Genomic DNA, 15773 nt, shown 5'->3' with positions numbered 1-15773 from the left:
CCCGCACCGCGCGCCCCGCAGCCACGACCACTTCGCGCGGAGGCGCCGCACCCCGGGGCCCGGGGGAGCCGCGGACCCACGAGGGACCAAGGCCACCCCCGGCGGCACCCCCCGCCGCCCCTCATGACCGGCCGGACTCAGAACACCGGCACCCCGTCCCGCGTCAACTTCCAGTCCACCGAAGCAAACTGCGCAGGATCGATCTGCCCGCTCTCCTGCACCCACCCGATGATCAGATTGCGGATCTCGTCCGACGTCGACCACACCTGCTCCGCAGCCGCCACATGCGGGAAATTACCGCCACCACTCGCCCGGTAATTGTTCACCGCCAGCACGAACCGCGCCGCATCATCCAGCGGCTTCCCGTCGAACATCAGCTTCCCGATCCGCCGCCCCGCCGGCTTCGCGATATCGATCTCGTACGAGACACCGCTCACCACGTCATAGTTGTAATCCGGCGTACCCTCCGCGTTCGTGACCTTCGACGGATCCACCGGACCGCCACCCGCCGCCGTCTGCACGTAATACCGCGCCGAGAACTCCAAATACGCCCGCACCTGCACACCCGTCAACACCCGTGCCTCCAGCGTGTTGTCAAACGGATACAGCGCCGCCATCGACCGGATCGTCACATCCCCCTCCGGCACCTTCGCGGTACGCGAGAAGCACGACGCCTGCGACAACACCGGAAGCGACGCATACGCCGACCCCGCAAGCGCCTTGCGCACCACCTCCGCCTGCACGAACGCAATGAAGTCCAAAATCGGCGTGTCCTTCACCGGAGCCTCGGCCGCCGTCATCTCCGCCTTCGACCGGCCGATCACCCGGTTCACATACGCCACGACCTTCCGGTGCTCCGCCCGCAGCAGACGCGTGATCCGCGCATCCTCCGCCACCGCATTCGAATTCAAGACCCGCGAACCGACCGACCCCACCTCCCAACGGCCCCGACGCCACTCCACCACCACATCGAAAAGCGTCAGCCGCTGTCCCCACTTCAACGGCTCCGACAACACCACCTCCCGGCCCGACTTCTTGTTCACCACCCGCCGCTCGGGAACCTCCACATGCGCATGCCCCACCAAAATCGCATCGATCCCCGGCACCTGCTCCGCAACCAACGCCGCCGCATTCTCCACATACGGCAACTGATCCCCGTACGACGACGTACCGCTCATCCCGGAATGCGCCGCCACGAACACCACATCCGCGCCCATCGACCGCAGCTTCGGCACCCACTTCGCCGCCTGCTCCACCAGCCCCGGAAACGCCAGCTTCCCCTGCACATGAGCCTTGTCCCAGATCGCGATACCGGGATTCGTCAAACCCAGTACCGCCACCGTCACCTCCCGCCCGCGCGGTGACCGCAAACGCTTCAGCACATACGGCCGAAACGCCGGCCGCAGCGACTTCGCATCCACCGCATTCGCCCCCAGCAGCGGAAAATCACAGCTCTCCTCGAACTTCCGCAGCACCGGAATGCCGTAATTGAACTCGTGATTCCCAAGCGCCGCGGCGTCATAGCCGATCGCATTCATCGCCCGCGCCATCGGATGCACCGGCCCGTTCGGACCCGTAATCGGATCCACCTTGGCGTAGTAATACGCCAACTGCGTCCCCTGAATCGTGTCACCCGCATCGATCAGCAGCGTGTTGCGCCGGCCCTTCTCCCGGCGCACCCCGTCCACCAGCGTCGAAATCTTCGCCAGGCCCACGTCGTTGTGCGCCGCATCGTCGAACTCCGCGTCCGTGGCGTAGTCCCAGTTGAAGACACTGCCGTGCAGATCCGTCGTGCCCATGACCGTGAAGGCGTACCGCTCGCGCCGGTGACCGTGCCGCCCCGGGCCCCGCGCCGCCACGGCCTGGGCCGCAGGCACTCCCGCAGCACCCGAAAGCGCCACCCCGGCCCCCGTCACCACGGAACGCCCCAAGAACTTCCTACGGTCGAGCGACATGCCAACTCCCTTGGATGAACGCCAACAAACGCGGATGAGCGCCGCCACACAGAAGGACAACGCGCGTAGATTCTGGCGCAGCCAACCCCCACGCGACACCCCTCACCAGTTCCCCCCCCGGATGCCCCACCCGCACCCGCCCCGATATGCGACCCTGCACCACCCGCACCCGCACCCGCACCCGCACCCGCACACCGCCGACCCACCGCACCGCACCCCGACCCCCAAACCCGGGAGCCCCCATGAGCAACCCCACCGACGACACCCCCACCCCCGCCGTCCCCACCACCGGCACCACCCCGACCGCCCTCCCGTACGGCACCCCCGACACCCCCCGCCTCGCCGTACGCGGCGAAGCCCGCCTCGAAGTCGACCCCGAAATCGCCCGCATCGCCGTCACCATCAGCGCCCGCGGCACCGACCGCACCGCCGCCCTCACCGACCTCACCCGCCGCAACGAACAAGCCCTCACCCTCATCAAGAGCTACGGCGACGCCCTCGAAAAACTCGAAACCGGCACCTTCAGCCTCACCCCCCAGCTCACCGAAAAAGGCCGCCACGAACGCATCCGCGCCTACCACGGACGCGTCACCCACACCGCCACCCTCAACGACTTCACCACCCTCGGCGAACTCACCACCCGCCTCGCCGACCTCGACCTCACCCGCGTCGACGGCCCCTGGTGGGCCCTGCGCCCCGACTCACCCGCCCACCGCGACGCCCGCACCCAAGCCGTCCGCGAAGCCGTCCAGCGCGCCCGCGAATACGCCGAAGCCCTCGGCGCCCGCCTCGACGCCCTCCTGGAAATCGCCGACCTCGGCGCCGAGAACACCGCCCCCATGGCAGCCCCCGCCATGGCCTCCCACCGCGGATACGGCGGCGCCCCCGTCCAGGAATCCGCCCCCGCCCTCGATCTCGAACCCCAACGCCAAGCCGTCTACGCCAATGTCAACGCACGCTTTACGATGACCCGTCCCGCACTCTGAGACCACCGCGCGCAAGGATGAAATTCCGCTCATCAGAGCGCCTCCGTGCGCATTCCATTACTTGTCAACAGCCTTTCATCAAGCGCTCGTTGAGCAGTCACTTTCTTACACTTCCCTACCGCCCGGTAAGTCATAGAGTCGAAACATGCGCCGAGCAAAGATTGTCTGCACACTGGGACCCGCCACCGACTCGTACGAGCAGATCAAAGCCCTCGTCGACGCCGGAATGGACCTTGCCCGCTTCAACCTCAGCCACGGCACCTACGCCGACCACGAGGCACGATTCGACCGGGTCCGCAAAGCATCCGAAGAAACCCGCCGCAGCGTCGGCATCCTCGCCGACCTTCAAGGCCCGAAGATCCGACTCGGCCGATTCCGCGAAGGCCCTGTACTTCTCGAACGCGACGACGAGTTCACCATCACCGTGGAACCCGCCGTAGAAGGCGACCGCCAGATCTGCGGCACCACCTACAACGGCCTCGCCGCCGACGTCACCACCGGCGAACGCATCCTCGTCGACGACGGAAAAGTCACCCTCGAAGTCACCGGCGTCGACGGACCCCGCGTCCGCACCAAGGTCATCGAAGGCGGCATGGTCTCCGACCGCAAAGGCCTCAACCTCCCCGGTGTCGCCGTCTCCGTCCCCGCCCTCTCCGAAAAGGACCAGGACGACCTCCGCTGGGCCCTGCGCTACGGCGCCGACCTCATCGCCCTCTCCTTCGTCCGCAGCGGCCGCGACATCGAAGACGTCCACCGCATCATGCGTGAAGAAGACCGCTTCCTCCCCGTCATCGCCAAGGTCGAAAAGCCCCAGGCCGTCGACAACATCGACGACATCGTCGCCGCCTTCGACGGCATCATGGTCGCCCGCGGCGACCTCGGCGTCGAAATGCCCCTCGAAACGGTCCCGATCGTCCAGAAGCGCGCCATCAAGCTGGCCAAGCGCAACGCCAAACCGGTCATCGTCGCCACCCAGATGCTCGACTCGATGATCGACAACTCCCGCCCCACCCGCGCCGAAGCCTCCGACGTCGCCAACGCCGTCATCGACGGCACCGACGCCGTCATGCTCTCCGGTGAGACCAGCGTCGGCAAATACCCGACCGAGACCGTCAAGACGATGAGCCGCATCGTCGAGGCCGCCGAGGAAGACCTCCTCGCCAAGGGCCTCCCGCCGCTCACCGAGGCCAACAAGCCCCGCACCCAGGGCGGCGCCGTCGCCCGCGCCGCCGCCGACATGGGCGACTTCCTCGGCGCCAAGTTCCTCGTCGCCTTCACCCAGTCCGGCGACACCGTCCGCCGCCTCTCCCGCTACCGCTCGCCCATCCCGCTCCTGGCCTTCACCCCCGACCCGGCCACCCGCTCCCAGCTCAACGTCAGCTGGGGCGTGGAAACCTTCCTCGGCCCGACCGTCAACTCCACCGACGAGATGGTCGCCCAGGTCGACGAGCAGCTCCTCAAGATCGGCCGCTGCCAGAAGGGCGACGTCGTCATCATCACCGCCGGCTCCCCGCCCGGCGTCCCCGGCTCCACCAACCTCGTCCGCGTCCACCACATCGGCGAGGACGACTCCCCGAAGTAGCCCCACCCGCACCGCGATTCCGCTGGGCCGAGGTACCTGACTGCCGTCCCTGTCAGTACTTCGGCCCGATGTGTCGGTCCATGAGGGCGACGGAGCTTTTGCGGGCCACGGAGATGTTGAACGGGTCGCTGCCGCGGGCAAGGACGGTCCACTCGACGCCGACCTTCGTGAGGGTGTCCGAGAAGAGCCGCCGGATGTCATCGGACTTGTTGGTGAAGAAGTACCGCGGATACTCGTACCGCTTGCGCTCACCGCCCACCATCCTGGTCGTCCAGTTGGTGATGCGGCAGCCGTCGGAGTGGATGAGTCCGCGGATGAACTCCCAGGGATAGTCGTCCACGATCCGCTGCTGCCAGGGTTCCAGCACAATCGGCCGGTCGTGCTTCTTTCCGGGACCGTGCTGGGGAAACAGGCACCATAAGTGCTTCGAGTAGACCTTCACGTTGTGGCAGCCGGTCCGTCGGACCCGGCACACGGAGTTGTCGGGGAAGACCGCTCGCATCGCGGCTTCGCAGGCGTCCATGAGACCCGGCCAGACGTCGCCGCACGCGATCATGAGGCTCGGCACCCGATGTGTGGAGTACTGGATGATGTGGCCGTCGCCGAGGTAGAGGGCCAGGAGGTAGGAGTACGCCAGCTCGTCGAGTTCGCGTCCGTCGCACCGCGGGCATTTCGGGTTGTGGGCACCTGGGCACTCTCCGCGTCGCGCGCGGTCCATGTGCAGCCAATAGCCGACGGTGCCGAGGGGGAGGCCCAACGCGCGGGCCACGTCCGCGTTCCTTGCTCCCGCGCGGAGCTGGGCGATTGCGTTGCGGCGCACATCTGTGCCGTGGAAGTTCATGACATCACTGTGCGTGACGCTTCATGAGTGTGGGGCGAAAATTCGTGCGAACCACGCGAAGGTGGAGTTCCGCTTGTTCAAGGGTGCCCGGTGTGGGATTCGAACCCACATGCCCAAGGGCACGGCTGTTTGAGAGCCGCGTGTCTGACCAGTTCCACCAACCGGGCCGGTTGCGAGAGACACCCTACCGTGTGCATCACTATGGCCGCCTCTAGGTAGGCTGCAATGGCACCACCTGCCTGGAATGAGGAGTCCCGTGAGCGCCGCCGAGCCCGAGCAGCCCGTCGCCGATGACGATCAGTCGCACGTCCCGCCGCTGACCACGCGCGTCGTGATCGCCGAGGACGAGGCCCTCATCCGTCTCGACCTCAAAGAGATGCTGGAGGAAGAGGGCTACACCGTCGTCGGCGAGGCCGGGGACGGGCAGACCGCCGTGGAGCTGGCCCGGGAGCACCGTCCCGATCTGGTGATCCTGGATGTGAAGATGCCGGTGCTGGACGGCATCTCGGCGGCCGAGAAGATCGCCGAGGAGAGCATCGCGCCGGTGCTGATGCTGACCGCGTTCTCGCAGCGTGAGCTGGTGGAGCGGGCCCGGGACGCGGGTGCGATGGCGTATCTGGTGAAGCCGTTCTCGAAGACCGATGTGGTTCCGGCGATCGAGATGGCGGTGAGCCGGTTCACCGAGCTGAGGACGCTGGAGCAGGAGGTCGCGGACCTCACGCAGCGGCTGGAGACCCGGAAGCTGGTGGACCGGGCGAAGAGCATTCTCCAGACGCAGTACGGGCTGACGGAGCCGGCTGCGTTCCGGTGGATCCAGAAGACGTCGATGGACCGCCGGCTGTCGATGCAGCAGGTTGCCGAGGCGGTCATCGAGGACGCCGAGGAGAAGAAGCAGCAGAAGGACCAGTAGCCGGCAGCAGCCTGGCTCGTCCTGAGCGTGCGAGCGGCCCCGTACCGATCTTCATCGGTGCGGGGCCGCTCGCGTCGGTGCGGGTGCGGGTCAGTCCTCACCGAGGTAGGCCTTGCGGACGGATTCGTCGTGGAGGAGGGAGGGGCCGCTGCCGGAGAGGACGATGCGGCCGATTTCCATGACGTGTCCTTGGTCGGCGAGGGAGAGCGCGGCCTGGGCGTTCTGTTCGACGAGGAGGATGGTGGTGCCTTGGGAGCGGAGTTCGCGGATGGTTTCCATGATCTTCTGCATCATGATCGGGGAGAGGCCCATGGAGGGCTCGTCGAGCATGAGGAGTTTGGGGCGGGACATCAGGGCACGGCCCATGGCGAGCATTTGCTGTTCGCCGCCGGAGAGGGTGCCGGAGGCTTGTTTGCTGCGTTCGCCGAGGATCGGGAAGAGTTCGTAGACGCGTTGGATGTCTTTCTCGATGCCGTCGGCGTCTTTGCGGAGGAAGGCGCCGAGCTTGAGGTTTTCGGCGAGGGTGAGGCGGGGGAAGAGACGGCGGCCTTCGGGGGAGTGGGCGAGGCCGCGCTCGACGATCTTGTGGGCGGGGACGCCGTTGAGGGGTTCGCCGTCGAAGGTGATCTTGCCGGCGAGGGGTTTGAGGAGGCCGGAGAGGGTGCGCAGGGTGGTGGTTTTGCCCGCGCCGTTGGTGCCGATGAGGGTGACGGCCTGGCCGGCTTCGACGGAGAACGAGATGCCTTTGACGGCTTCGATCTTGCCGTAGGCGACGCGTAGGTCCTCGACTTCGAGCAGTGCGGTCATGGGGTGTCTCCGGTCTGTCCCTGGGCCGGCTCGTCCGGCGGGGCGGCCCCGTCTGCCGCGTCGGGTTCTCCTGCCGCGTCGGGGGTGGTGGCTGCTTTCGGGGTGGGGGCCGTGTCCGTCGGGGTCGCCGTGTCTGTGGGGGGCGCCGTGTCCGTGGGGTCGTCCGGGGCCGGCATGCCGTCGACCGGTGTGCCGAGGTAGGCGGCGATGACGCGTTCGTCGGCCTGGACGATTTCCGCGGTGCCTTCGACGAGCTTTTGTCCTTGGACGAGGACGGCGACGCGGTCGCAGAGGTTGAAGATGAAGCGCATGTCGTGCTCGATGACGAGGACGGCGGTGCCTTGTGCGCGGATGGCGAGGACGAGGTCCTGGGTGGCGCGGGTTTCCTGGGGGTTCATGCCGGCGGTGGGTTCGTCCAGCAGCAGCAGACCGGGTTCGCTGGCGAGGGCGCGGGCGATTTCGAGCTTGCGCTGTTCGCCGTAGGGGAGGTTGCGGGCGAGGTGGTCGCGTTTGTGGGCGAGGCCGGTGAATTCGAGGAGTTCCATGGCGCGTTGTTCGCTGCCGAGTTCGGCCTTCTTGAAGCCGGGGCCTCGGAGCAGTGCGGACCAGAGACCTTCCTTGGTGCGCGTGTGCCGTCCGACGAGGACGTTTTCGAGGACGGTCATGTTGGCGAAGAGGCGGATGTTCTGGAAGGTGCGGGCGACGCCGGCTTGGGTGACGAGGTGGGGTTTGCGGGAGAGCCGGGTGCCTCGGTAGCTGACGGTGCCTTCGGTGGGCACGTACAGGCCGGTGAGGCAGTTGAAGAAGGTGGTTTTGCCGGCGCCGTTGGGGCCGATGAGGCCGACGATTTCGCCGGTGCCGACGGTGAGGCTGACGCCGCGGACGGCGGTGAGTCCGCCGAAGCGCATGGTGACGCCGTCGGCTCGCAGGACGGTGTCGGTGTCGGTGGCGGGTGCGAGGCTGGGTGATGTGGTCATGGTCGTCACGCCTTTGCCTGGGTGGCGCCGAGGGTGGCGTCTGCGTCGGGGAGGCGCTGGTCGGGCACGTCGAGTTGGCCGGTTTCGTGGAATTCGAGCTGCTTCCTGCGGTCGGGGATGAGGCCTTCGGGGCGGAAGCGCATGAGGAGGACGAGGGCGATGCCGAAGAGGAGGAGTTGGTAGTCCTGGAGGAAGTCGAGTTTGGCGGGGATGAGGAAGAGGAGGGCGGCGCCGACGAGGGGGCCGCTGAGGGTTCCCATGCCGCCGAGGATGACGGCGGCGAGGAGGAAGGCGGAGTTGGGGGGCTGGGGCCCGGCGAACTGGAATTGTTCGGGGGTGGCCGTGGTGACGACGTGGGCGTGGACGGTGCCCGCGAGTCCGGCGAGGGATGCGCCGAGGGCGAAGGCCAGGAGGCGGAGGCGGAAGCTGTTGATGCCCATGGCGATCGCGGCGGTTTCGTCCTCGCGGATGGCGATCCAGGCGCGGCCGATGCGGGAGGCGGCGGCGCGCCGGAAGACGAGGACGACGAAGGCCGTCACGAGGATCATCAGCAGGTAGTAGTTGCCGTAGGTGGCGACGGGGATGCCGAGGATGTCGTGGGGTTCGCCGAAGTTGAAGCCGAAGATTTCGAGGTTGGGGATGTTGGGGATGCCCATGGCGCCGTTGGTGACGTCGGGGCCGGTGGTGCCGTTGAGGTTGAGCATGGCGATGCGGAAGATCTCACCGAAGCCGAGGGTGACGATGGCGAGGTAGTCGCCGCGCAGGCGGAGGGTGGGGGCGCCGATGAGGACGCCGAAGACGAGGGAGGCGGCGGCGCCGGTGAGGAGGGCCGCCCAGAAGGGGAAGTGGAAGCCGAGGGCGGATTCGGGGGAGCCGGAGACGAGCGCGGCGGCGTAGGCGCCGACGCCGAGGAAGGCGACGTATCCGAGGTCGAGGAGGCCGGCGAGGCCGACGACGACGTTGAGGCCCAGGGCGACGGTCGCGAAGATCAGGATGTTGGCCCCGATGATCGTGTACTGGTCGGTGTCCTGGGTGAAGGGGAAGCAGGCGGCGGCGATGAAGGCCGCGCCGAGGGCCACGCCGCGGTGGGTGTGGGTGAGTGCGGTCAGGCGCGCGATGAGTCCGGCCCGGTTGAGGGCGGGGAGGGCGAGCACCATGAAGATCAGGTAGCCGACGAAGGGGGCGCCGTCGTCGGTGTCGATGCCGTAGGTGAAGGCGAGGAGCCCGGCGGCGAAGGCGGCGGCGATGATCAGGATCTCGGCCCAGGAGGGGAGTCCGCGGGTGCGGCGCCGTAGGGGGCTGGCGGCGAGGGTGGCGGTGAAGCGCTGCCAGGGGCTCGCGGGTGGCTGGTCCGCGGTCTGGTCGGGGGGCAGCGCGAGGGCGCCGGCGAGGGTGAGCAGGGAGGTGACGGCCGCGACGGCGCCGCCCGGTTCGAGGTTGATCAGGCCGTTGAGGTGGACGGCGATGGCGATGAGCGTGAACCAGGTGGCGGCGAAGGTGGCGAGGGCCGCGAGCAGGGTGGGGGCGTTGCGCCCTGCGGGGATGAGCCATTGCAGGCCGCGGACGCCGAGGGACGCGGTGGCGAAGAGCAGGGTGAGGAGGCCGCCGACGAGGGTGACGATCTGGAGCCCGGCGGGGGAGAAGTAGTAGGTCAGGTCGCCGGGGAAGTCGCTGCTCCAGGTCCAGGCGAGGCCGGTGGTGGCAGCGGTGGCGAGGGCACCTGCGGCGGTGATGAGGCGCGCGGTGCGCTCGGGGAGTGGGATCAGGCCGCGGGCCGGGGTGGTGGTGGTCTTCGTGGTCATCGGTATCACGCCCGATCCGCGACGCGTTCGCCCAGGAGGCCTTGTGGTCTCAACAGGAGTACGAGGATGAGGAGGACGAAGGCCCAGACGTCCTTCCAGGCTCCGCCGCCGAATTGCTCCATGCCGGGTATTTCCTCGATGTAGGCGGTGGCGAGGGCTTCGGCGATGCCGAGGACGACGCCGCCGAGCATGGCGCCGTAGATGTTGCCGATGCCGCCGAGCACGGCCGCGGTGAAGGCCTTGAGGCCCATGATGAAGCCCATGCGGAACTGGACCTCGCCGGTGCGCAGTCCGTAGGCGACGGCGGCGACGCCGGCGAAGGCGGCGCCGATGGCGAAGGCGAGGACGATGATGCGGTCGGTGTTGATGCCCATGAGCTTGGCGGTGTCGGGGTCCTGCGCGGTGGCCTGCATGGCGCGGCCGCTGCGGGTTTTGGCGACGAAGAAGCCGAGGGCGATCATGCAGGCGGGGGCGGCGAGGAGGACGAAGAGGTCGCCGCGTTGGACGGTGGCGCCCAGGATGTCGAAGGCGGGGCCCTTGAACTGGGGGAAGACGCGGGCCTGTTTGCCGTCGGGGTACCACTTCCAGATGGCTTGCTGGAGGGCGATGGACAGGCCGATGGCGGTGATGAGGGGGGCGAGGCGGGGGGCGCCGCGCAGCGGTCGGTAGGCGAATCGTTCGGCTGCGATGCCGACGAGGACGGATACGGCGATGCCGCCCAGGAGCATGACCGGCAGGGCGAGGGCGAGTGAGGTGCCGGCGGGCAGAGCGAGGAAGACGCTGAGCGCTCCGAAGCCGCCGACCATGAATATCTCGCCGTGGGCGAAGTTGATGAGCTGGACAATTCCGTAGACCATCGTGTAGCCGATCGCGATGAGTCCGTACATCGCGCCGAGGATGAGTCCGTTGGCCAGCTGTTGCGGCAGTTCGCTCACCGCAGGGCCTCCGTTGCGTGGGAGTGAGGTTCCCGGGCCGGGGGGAGTGAGGGATCCGGGCCGGGTGGGAGTGAGGTCCCCGGGCCGGGGGGAGTGAGGGATCCGGGCCGGGTGGGGCTGGGGAGAGTCCGGGGTGCCCCGGTGTGCCACGGGCCGCGCCAGGGTCGTTCGTATGTCCTGGCGCGGCCCGGGGTGAAGTGGTGTGGTGCGGTCGGTCAGCTCTTGTCGAACTTCTTGAATTCGGCGCTGAAGCGGGAGGCCCAGGCGCCCTTTTCGACCTGGTATGCGGTGATCATCGTGTTGGTGGTGTCGCCGTATTTGTCGAAGGCGATGGGGCCGGTGACGCCGTCGAAGGTGACCTTGTTCATGGCGTCGACGACCTTCTTGCGGGCGTCGTCGGGGAGCTTGCCGTCGTTGGCCTCGACGACCTTCTTGACGGCCTGGATGATGGCCCAGGTCGAGTCGTAGGTGGACCCGCCGTAGGCCTCGTAGGACTCCTTGAAGCCGGCTGCCTTGTAGTCGGCGATGAACTTCTTGGCGGAGGGGAGTTCCTCGACGGGCTTGCCGACGGAGGAGGCGTAGTCGCCCTGTGCCTTCTTGTTGAGCTTGATGTAGTCGCCGCTGTACATGCCGTCGCCGCCCATGAGGGGGACGGTGACGCCACCGTCCTTGAGCTGCTGGCTGAGCGGGCCGGAGGCGGGGTATTCGCCGCCGTAGAAGACCAGGTCGGGCTTGGCGGACTTGACCTTGGAGACGACGGCCTTGAAGTCACGGTCGTCGGGGCTGACGTGCTCGGTGCCGGCGATCTTGCCGCCGAGCTTGCTGAACTGGTCCTTGAAGGAGGACGCGAGGCCGACGCCGTAGGTCTTCTGGTCGTCGATGACGTAGGCCTTCTTGACCTTCATCTTCTCCCACGCGTACTGGCCGTCGAAGGCGCCTTGCACTTCGTCGGTGGTGGCGGTGCGGAAGTAGGTGGGGAAGGGGCGTACGCGCTTGTTCTGCTTCCAGTCCTTGCCCTGGGTCAGGTCGGGAGTGGTGTTCGCCGGGGAGATCAGCGTGAGGTTGTTCTGTTTGGAGACCTGCTGCATGGACTGGGCGACGCCGGAGTTGAGGGGTCCGACGATGCCGAGGACGTCCTTGTCGCCGGCGAGCTTGGTGGCGTTCTGCTGGCCGACGTTGGGCAGGGCCTTGTCGTCGAGGGCTTCGAGTTTGAAGGTGACGCCCTTGACCTCGCCGGCTTTGTTGGCGTTGTCGATGGCGAGCTGGGCGGAGTTGCGGATGCCCAGGCCCAGGGCGGAGAGCTCGCCGGTGGTGGGGGCGTCGAGGCCGATGACGACGGTGGACTTTCCTTCGCCGCTCTTGTTGTCGTCGCCGCGCGAGCCGCACGCGGAGAGCGTGAGGGCGCCGGTGGTGACTGCGGTGGTGAGGATGAGCAAGGAACGGTGACGCACGATCAGTCCTTTCCCTGGCGCGGCCACGACTGTCGCATGGCCGTTTCGCTCGCCGGGCTGTACGGGCCGCACAGGGTCCGTGCTTGCAGCGCGCCCGGCGGCGCGGTGACTGGCGGTGACTCTAGAGCGGTGTTCGTCGGACCGGCAGAGGCGCTGACCAGGATGTGACGCTCTTGTTATGACCTTCGATGAGCGTTATGCCGTTATGGTCCTTACACCGGAGGGCGAACACGGTGCGGAGGGCGAACTCGCACTTCCACGGGGGGATGAGGCGTGTGGTGACCGTGCGGGCGTCCGGATAGCGGATGCGGTGGGCGCGGCGGCGCCGGGTTCCTTGGGGGGTATGGGCAGTGCGGCCGGTGGCGCAGGGCGTCCGTGTTACGCAGCGTTACGGGAATGCGTACGGCCCCGCTCCCGTGCGCCGGGTGCGGGGCCGTTTTCGGCGGGCGGCAAAGGCGCCGGCCGGGGTGGGTCAGCTGCGGTAGGCGTCGGCGTCCGTCTCGCGCAGCATGCAGGTCAGGCGGGCGGTGCAGACCCGCTTGCCGTCCTCGTCGGTGATGACGATTTCGTAGGTGGCGGTGGAACGGCCGCGGTGTACGGGGGTGGCGACGCCGGTGACCAGTCCGGAGCGGGCGCCGCGGTGGTGGGTGCAGTTGAGGTCGACGCCGACGGCGATTTTGGTGGGGCCGCCGTGCAGCATGGAGCCGACGGAGCCGAGGGTTTCGGCGAGGACGGCGGAGGCGCCGCCGTGCAGGAGTCCGTAGGGCTGGGTGTTGCCCTCGACGGGCATGGTGCCGACGACGCGCTCGGGGGCCGCCTCGGTGACCTGCACGCTCATCCGCTCGCCGAGGTGCCCGGCGGAGAAGAGCGCGGGCAGGTCGAGCCCCAGGCCGGCCCACTGGTCGAGGATCTCCTGCGGAAACTTGGTCGTGCTGTGCTCACCCATGCCTACGGCTCCGTTCGCTCGCCCGTGATCGTCGTCGATCCGTGCCTGTTCCTATCAGGCCCCTGAGCAAGCGCTCAGCGCGGGGTTGTTGTTCCCGTCTCCGGCCCGGTGGCGGTCAGTCCTCGCGGGGGCTCTCCAGGCGGATCACGACCGACTTGGCGGCCGGGGTGTTGCTGGTGTCGGCGGTGTGGTCGAGCGGGATCAGGACATTGGTCTCGGGGTAGTAGGCGGCCGCGCAGCCGCGGGCCGTCGGGTAGTGCACGACGCGGAAGCCGGCCGCGCGCCGCTCGCTGCCGTCGGTCCATTCGCTGACCAGGTCGGTGTACGCCCCGTCGGCCAGGCCCCGTTCGCGGGCGTCGTCGGGGTGGACGAGGACGACGCGGCGGCCGTTCTTGATGCCGCGGTAACGGTCGTCGAGGCCGTAGATGGTGGTGTTGTACTGGTCGTGGGAGCGCAGCGTCTGGAGCAGCAGCCGCCCTTCGGGGACGGCGGGGTATTCGACGGGCGCGGCGGTGAAGTTGGCCTTCCCGGTGGCGGTGGGGAAGCTGCGGCTGTCCCGGGGCGCGTGCGGGAGGGCGAAGCCTCCGGGGCGGGCGACCTTGGTGTTGAAGTCCTCGAAGCCCGGGATGACATGGGAGATACGGTCGCGGATCGCCGCGTAGTCCTTCTCGAACTCCTCCCAGGGGGTGCGGCTGCCGGTGCCCAGGACGCGGCGGGCCAGGCGGGCGACGATGGCCGTCTCGGACAGCAGCTGGGGGCTCGCGGGTGCCAGGCGGCCGCGGGAGGCGTGCACCATGCCCATGGAGTCCTCGACGGTCACGAACTGCTCGCCGCCGGCTTGCAGATCGCGTTCCGTACGGCCCAGGGTCGGCAGGATCAGCGCACGGGCGCCGGTGATCGCGTGCGAGCGGTTGAGCTTGGTGGAGACGTGGACGGTCAGCCGGGCGCGGCGCATGGCGGCCTCGGTGACGTCGGTGTCCGGGGTGGCGGAGACGAAGTTGCCGCCCATCGCGAAGAACACCTTGGCCTGCCCGTCGCGCAGGGCGCGGATGGCGCGGACGACGTCGAGCCCGTGCTCCCGGGGCGGGGCGAAGCCGAACTCCTTCTCCAGGGCGTCGAGGAAGGCGGGCGCGGGCCGCTCGAAGATGCCCATGGTGCGGTCGCCCTGGACGTTGCTGTGGCCGCGTACGGGGCAGACTCCGGCGCCGGGGCGGCCGATGTTGCCGCGCAGCAGGAGGAAGTTGACGACTTCCTGGATGGTGGGGACGGAGTGCTTGTGCTGGGTCAGGCCCATCGCCCAGCACACGATGGTGCGGCGCGAGTCGAGGACCATGGCCAGGGCGCGGTCGATCTCCTCGCGGGTCAGGCCGGTGGCGCGCAGCGTCTCGTCCCAGTCGTCGTCGGCGCGGGCGGTGCGCGCGAACTCCTCGAAGCCGTGGGTGTGGGTGCGGATGAAGTCCTCGTCGAGGGCTCCGTCGGTGTCGAGGACGAGGCGGTTGAGGGCGCGGAAGAGTGCCTGGTCGCCGCCGAGGCGGACCTGGAGGAAGAGGTCGGTGAGCGCGGTGCCGCCGCCGGCCAGGCCGCGCGGGGTCTGCGGGTTCTTGAAGCGTTCCAGGCCGGCTTCGGGCAGCGGATTGATCGAGATGATCTTCGTGCCGCCGGATTTGGCCTTCTCCAGGGCGGTGAGCATCCGCGGGTGGTTGGTGCCGGGGTTCTGCCCGGCGACGATGATCAGGTCGGCCTTGTAGAGGTCCTCCAGCAGGACGCTGCCCTTGCCGATGCCGATGGTCTCCGTCAGTGCGGAGCCCGACGACTCATGGCACATGTTGGAGCAGTCGGGGAGGTTGTTGGTGCCGAATTCGCGGGCGAAGAGCTGGTAGAGGAAGGCGGCCTCGTTGCTGGTGCGGCCGGAGGTGTAGAAGACGGCCTCGTCGGGGGAGCCGAGGGCGGTCAGCTCCGCGCCGATGAGGTCGAAGGCCCGCTCCCAGGTCACCGGCTCGTAGTGGTCGGCGCCCTCGGCGAGGTACATGGGGTGGGTGAGGCGGCCCTGCTGGCCGAGCCAGTAGCCGCTGCGGGTCGCGAGGTCCGCGACGGAGTGGGCGGCGAAGAAGTCCGGGGTGACGCGGCGCAGGGTGGCCTCTTCGGCGACGGCCTTGGCGCCGTTCTCGCAGAATTCGGCGGTGTGCGGCTTGTCGGGCTCGGGCCAGGCGCAGCCGGGGCAGTCGAAGCCGTCGCGCTGGTTGACGCGCAGGAGGGTGAGGGCGGTACGGCGGATGCCCATCTGCTGCTGGGAGATGCGCAGGGCGTGGGTGATGGCGGGCAGGCCGACGGCCGAGTGCTGGGGTTCGCCGACCTCGGGCGCGTCCTGGACCGGGTCCGATGCGGGCGGCTTGCCTGCCATGGCGCTCTCCCTTGAGCCGTGAGCTGGTGCTCGCTCCGCCGGGCGCGGCGGATCGTTGCCGTACACATCTGATCCTGTCACGGACACGTGGGGTGGTGTAGGGGCGAGGGCGGGGGAGCGGCTCGGGAGGGGGCGGCGGGGTGCACGGCGTGGTCCGGGGCGGTGTGCGGCGGGGCGGAG

General features: G+C 68.5%; 12 protein-coding genes and 1 tRNA gene. 3 read left to right on the top strand and 10 right to left on the bottom strand.

The genetic code is table 11. The features are described from left to right. Positions 1 to 137: 137 nt before the first annotated feature. A complete protein-coding gene (locus K7C20_RS09450; RefSeq protein WP_030080092.1) occupies positions 138 to 1955 on the bottom strand; it encodes a bifunctional metallophosphatase/5'-nucleotidase in 1818 nt (605 codons plus the stop codon). Positions 1956 to 2197: 242 nt separating this feature from the next. Here K7C20_RS09450 and K7C20_RS09445 point away from each other — a divergent pair, with 242 nt between their 5' ends. After that, positions 2198 to 2941, top strand: a complete 744-nt coding sequence (locus K7C20_RS09445; protein ID WP_030080090.1) for an SIMPL domain-containing protein — start codon at positions 2198 to 2200, stop codon at positions 2939 to 2941. Between the two features lie 145 nt (positions 2942 to 3086). Next, the gene (pyk, locus tag K7C20_RS09440) at positions 3087 to 4523 is read left to right on the top strand and encodes a pyruvate kinase (RefSeq protein ID WP_030080087.1); all 1437 of its coding nucleotides are present in this window, start codon (positions 3087 to 3089) and stop codon (positions 4521 to 4523) included. 52 nt (positions 4524 to 4575) lie between these two features. Here pyk and K7C20_RS09435 read toward each other — a convergent pair whose 3' ends face one another. Both K7C20_RS09435 and K7C20_RS09430 read right to left on the bottom strand, forming a co-directional pair. Beyond that, positions 4576 to 5364 carry a hypothetical protein gene (locus tag K7C20_RS09435; protein WP_030080084.1) on the bottom strand — a complete coding sequence of 263 codons (789 nt, stop codon included), beginning with the start codon at positions 5362 to 5364 and terminating at the stop codon, positions 4576 to 4578. 84 nt (positions 5365 to 5448) lie between these two features. Continuing rightward, positions 5449 to 5531, bottom strand: a tRNA-Leu gene (locus K7C20_RS09430). A gap of 77 nt (positions 5532 to 5608) precedes the next feature. Here K7C20_RS09430 and K7C20_RS09425 point away from each other — a divergent pair. Further along, the gene (locus K7C20_RS09425; RefSeq protein ID WP_088797173.1) at positions 5609 to 6274 is read left to right on the top strand and encodes an ANTAR domain-containing response regulator; all 666 of its coding nucleotides are present in this window, start codon (positions 5609 to 5611) and stop codon (positions 6272 to 6274) included. 90 nt (positions 6275 to 6364) lie between these two features. On the opposite strand, the gene K7C20_RS09420 is transcribed toward K7C20_RS09425, so the two are convergent. The 7 genes from K7C20_RS09420 to K7C20_RS09390 all read right to left on the bottom strand — a co-directional run bounded on the left by K7C20_RS09420 (position 6365) and on the right by K7C20_RS09390 (position 15593). Continuing rightward, positions 6365 to 7081: an ABC transporter ATP-binding protein gene (locus K7C20_RS09420; RefSeq protein ID WP_030080081.1), complete on the bottom strand. Its 717-nt coding sequence runs from the start codon at positions 7079 to 7081 to the stop codon at positions 6365 to 6367. Beyond that, complete coding sequence (locus tag K7C20_RS09415; protein ID WP_048829279.1) at positions 7078 to 8058, bottom strand: ABC transporter ATP-binding protein; 981 nt, start codon at positions 8056 to 8058, stop codon at positions 7078 to 7080. The genes K7C20_RS09420 and K7C20_RS09415 overlap by 4 nt, the downstream gene beginning before the upstream one ends. A gap of 5 nt (positions 8059 to 8063) precedes the next feature. Then, positions 8064 to 9860 (bottom strand): branched-chain amino acid ABC transporter permease, encoded by a 1797-nt coding sequence (locus tag K7C20_RS09410; protein ID WP_030080077.1) that lies wholly within the window; start codon positions 9858 to 9860, stop codon positions 8064 to 8066. A gap of 5 nt (positions 9861 to 9865) precedes the next feature. Beyond that, the gene (locus K7C20_RS09405) at positions 9866 to 10795 is read right to left on the bottom strand and encodes a branched-chain amino acid ABC transporter permease (RefSeq protein ID WP_030080075.1); all 930 of its coding nucleotides are present in this window, start codon (positions 10793 to 10795) and stop codon (positions 9866 to 9868) included. Positions 10796 to 11010: 215 nt separating this feature from the next. Further along, on the bottom strand, positions 11011 to 12231 hold the full coding sequence (locus K7C20_RS09400) for a branched-chain amino acid ABC transporter substrate-binding protein (protein WP_030080073.1): 1221 nt from the start codon (positions 12229 to 12231) through the stop codon (positions 11011 to 11013). Between the two features lie 487 nt (positions 12232 to 12718). Beyond that, positions 12719 to 13192, bottom strand: coding sequence for a PaaI family thioesterase (locus K7C20_RS09395; RefSeq protein ID WP_030080072.1), 474 nt, complete (start codon positions 13190 to 13192; stop codon positions 12719 to 12721). Positions 13193 to 13307: 115 nt separating this feature from the next. Further along, positions 13308 to 15593: an FdhF/YdeP family oxidoreductase gene (locus K7C20_RS09390; protein WP_053210444.1), complete on the bottom strand. Its 2286-nt coding sequence runs from the start codon at positions 15591 to 15593 to the stop codon at positions 13308 to 13310. Positions 15594 to 15773: the final 180 nt, after the last annotated feature.

Origin of the sequence: Streptomyces decoyicus (assembly GCF_019880305.1) — a bacterium.
Lineage (GTDB): Bacteria > Actinomycetota > Actinomycetes > Streptomycetales > Streptomycetaceae > Streptomyces > Streptomyces decoyicus.
Note: the sequence above shows the minus strand (reverse complement) of the source record. Positions and strands in the feature narration are given on the sequence as shown.

Excerpts from the sequence above, each read along its gene's own strand:
- K7C20_RS09450 (WP_030080092.1), bottom strand. The coding sequence starts at position 1,955 with ATGTCGCTCGACCGTAGGAAGTTCTTGGGGCGTTCCGTGGTGACGGGG.
- K7C20_RS09445 (WP_030080090.1), top strand. The coding sequence starts at position 2,198 with ATGAGCAACCCCACCGACGACACCCCCACCCCCGCCGTCCCCACCACC.
- pyk (WP_030080087.1), top strand. The coding sequence starts at position 3,087 with ATGCGCCGAGCAAAGATTGTCTGCACACTGGGACCCGCCACCGACTCG.
- K7C20_RS09435 (WP_030080084.1), bottom strand. The coding sequence starts at position 5,364 with ATGAACTTCCACGGCACAGATGTGCGCCGCAACGCAATCGCCCAGCTC.
- K7C20_RS09425 (WP_088797173.1), top strand. The coding sequence starts at position 5,609 with ATGAGGAGTCCCGTGAGCGCCGCCGAGCCCGAGCAGCCCGTCGCCGAT.
- K7C20_RS09420 (WP_030080081.1), bottom strand. The coding sequence starts at position 7,081 with ATGACCGCACTGCTCGAAGTCGAGGACCTACGCGTCGCCTACGGCAAG.
- K7C20_RS09415 (WP_048829279.1), bottom strand. The coding sequence starts at position 8,058 with ATGACCACATCACCCAGCCTCGCACCCGCCACCGACACCGACACCGTC.
- K7C20_RS09410 (WP_030080077.1), bottom strand. The coding sequence starts at position 9,860 with ATGACCACGAAGACCACCACCACCCCGGCCCGCGGCCTGATCCCACTC.
- K7C20_RS09395 (WP_030080072.1), bottom strand. The coding sequence starts at position 13,192 with ATGGGTGAGCACAGCACGACCAAGTTTCCGCAGGAGATCCTCGACCAG.
- K7C20_RS09390 (WP_053210444.1), bottom strand. The coding sequence starts at position 15,593 with ATGGCAGGCAAGCCGCCCGCATCGGACCCGGTCCAGGACGCGCCCGAG.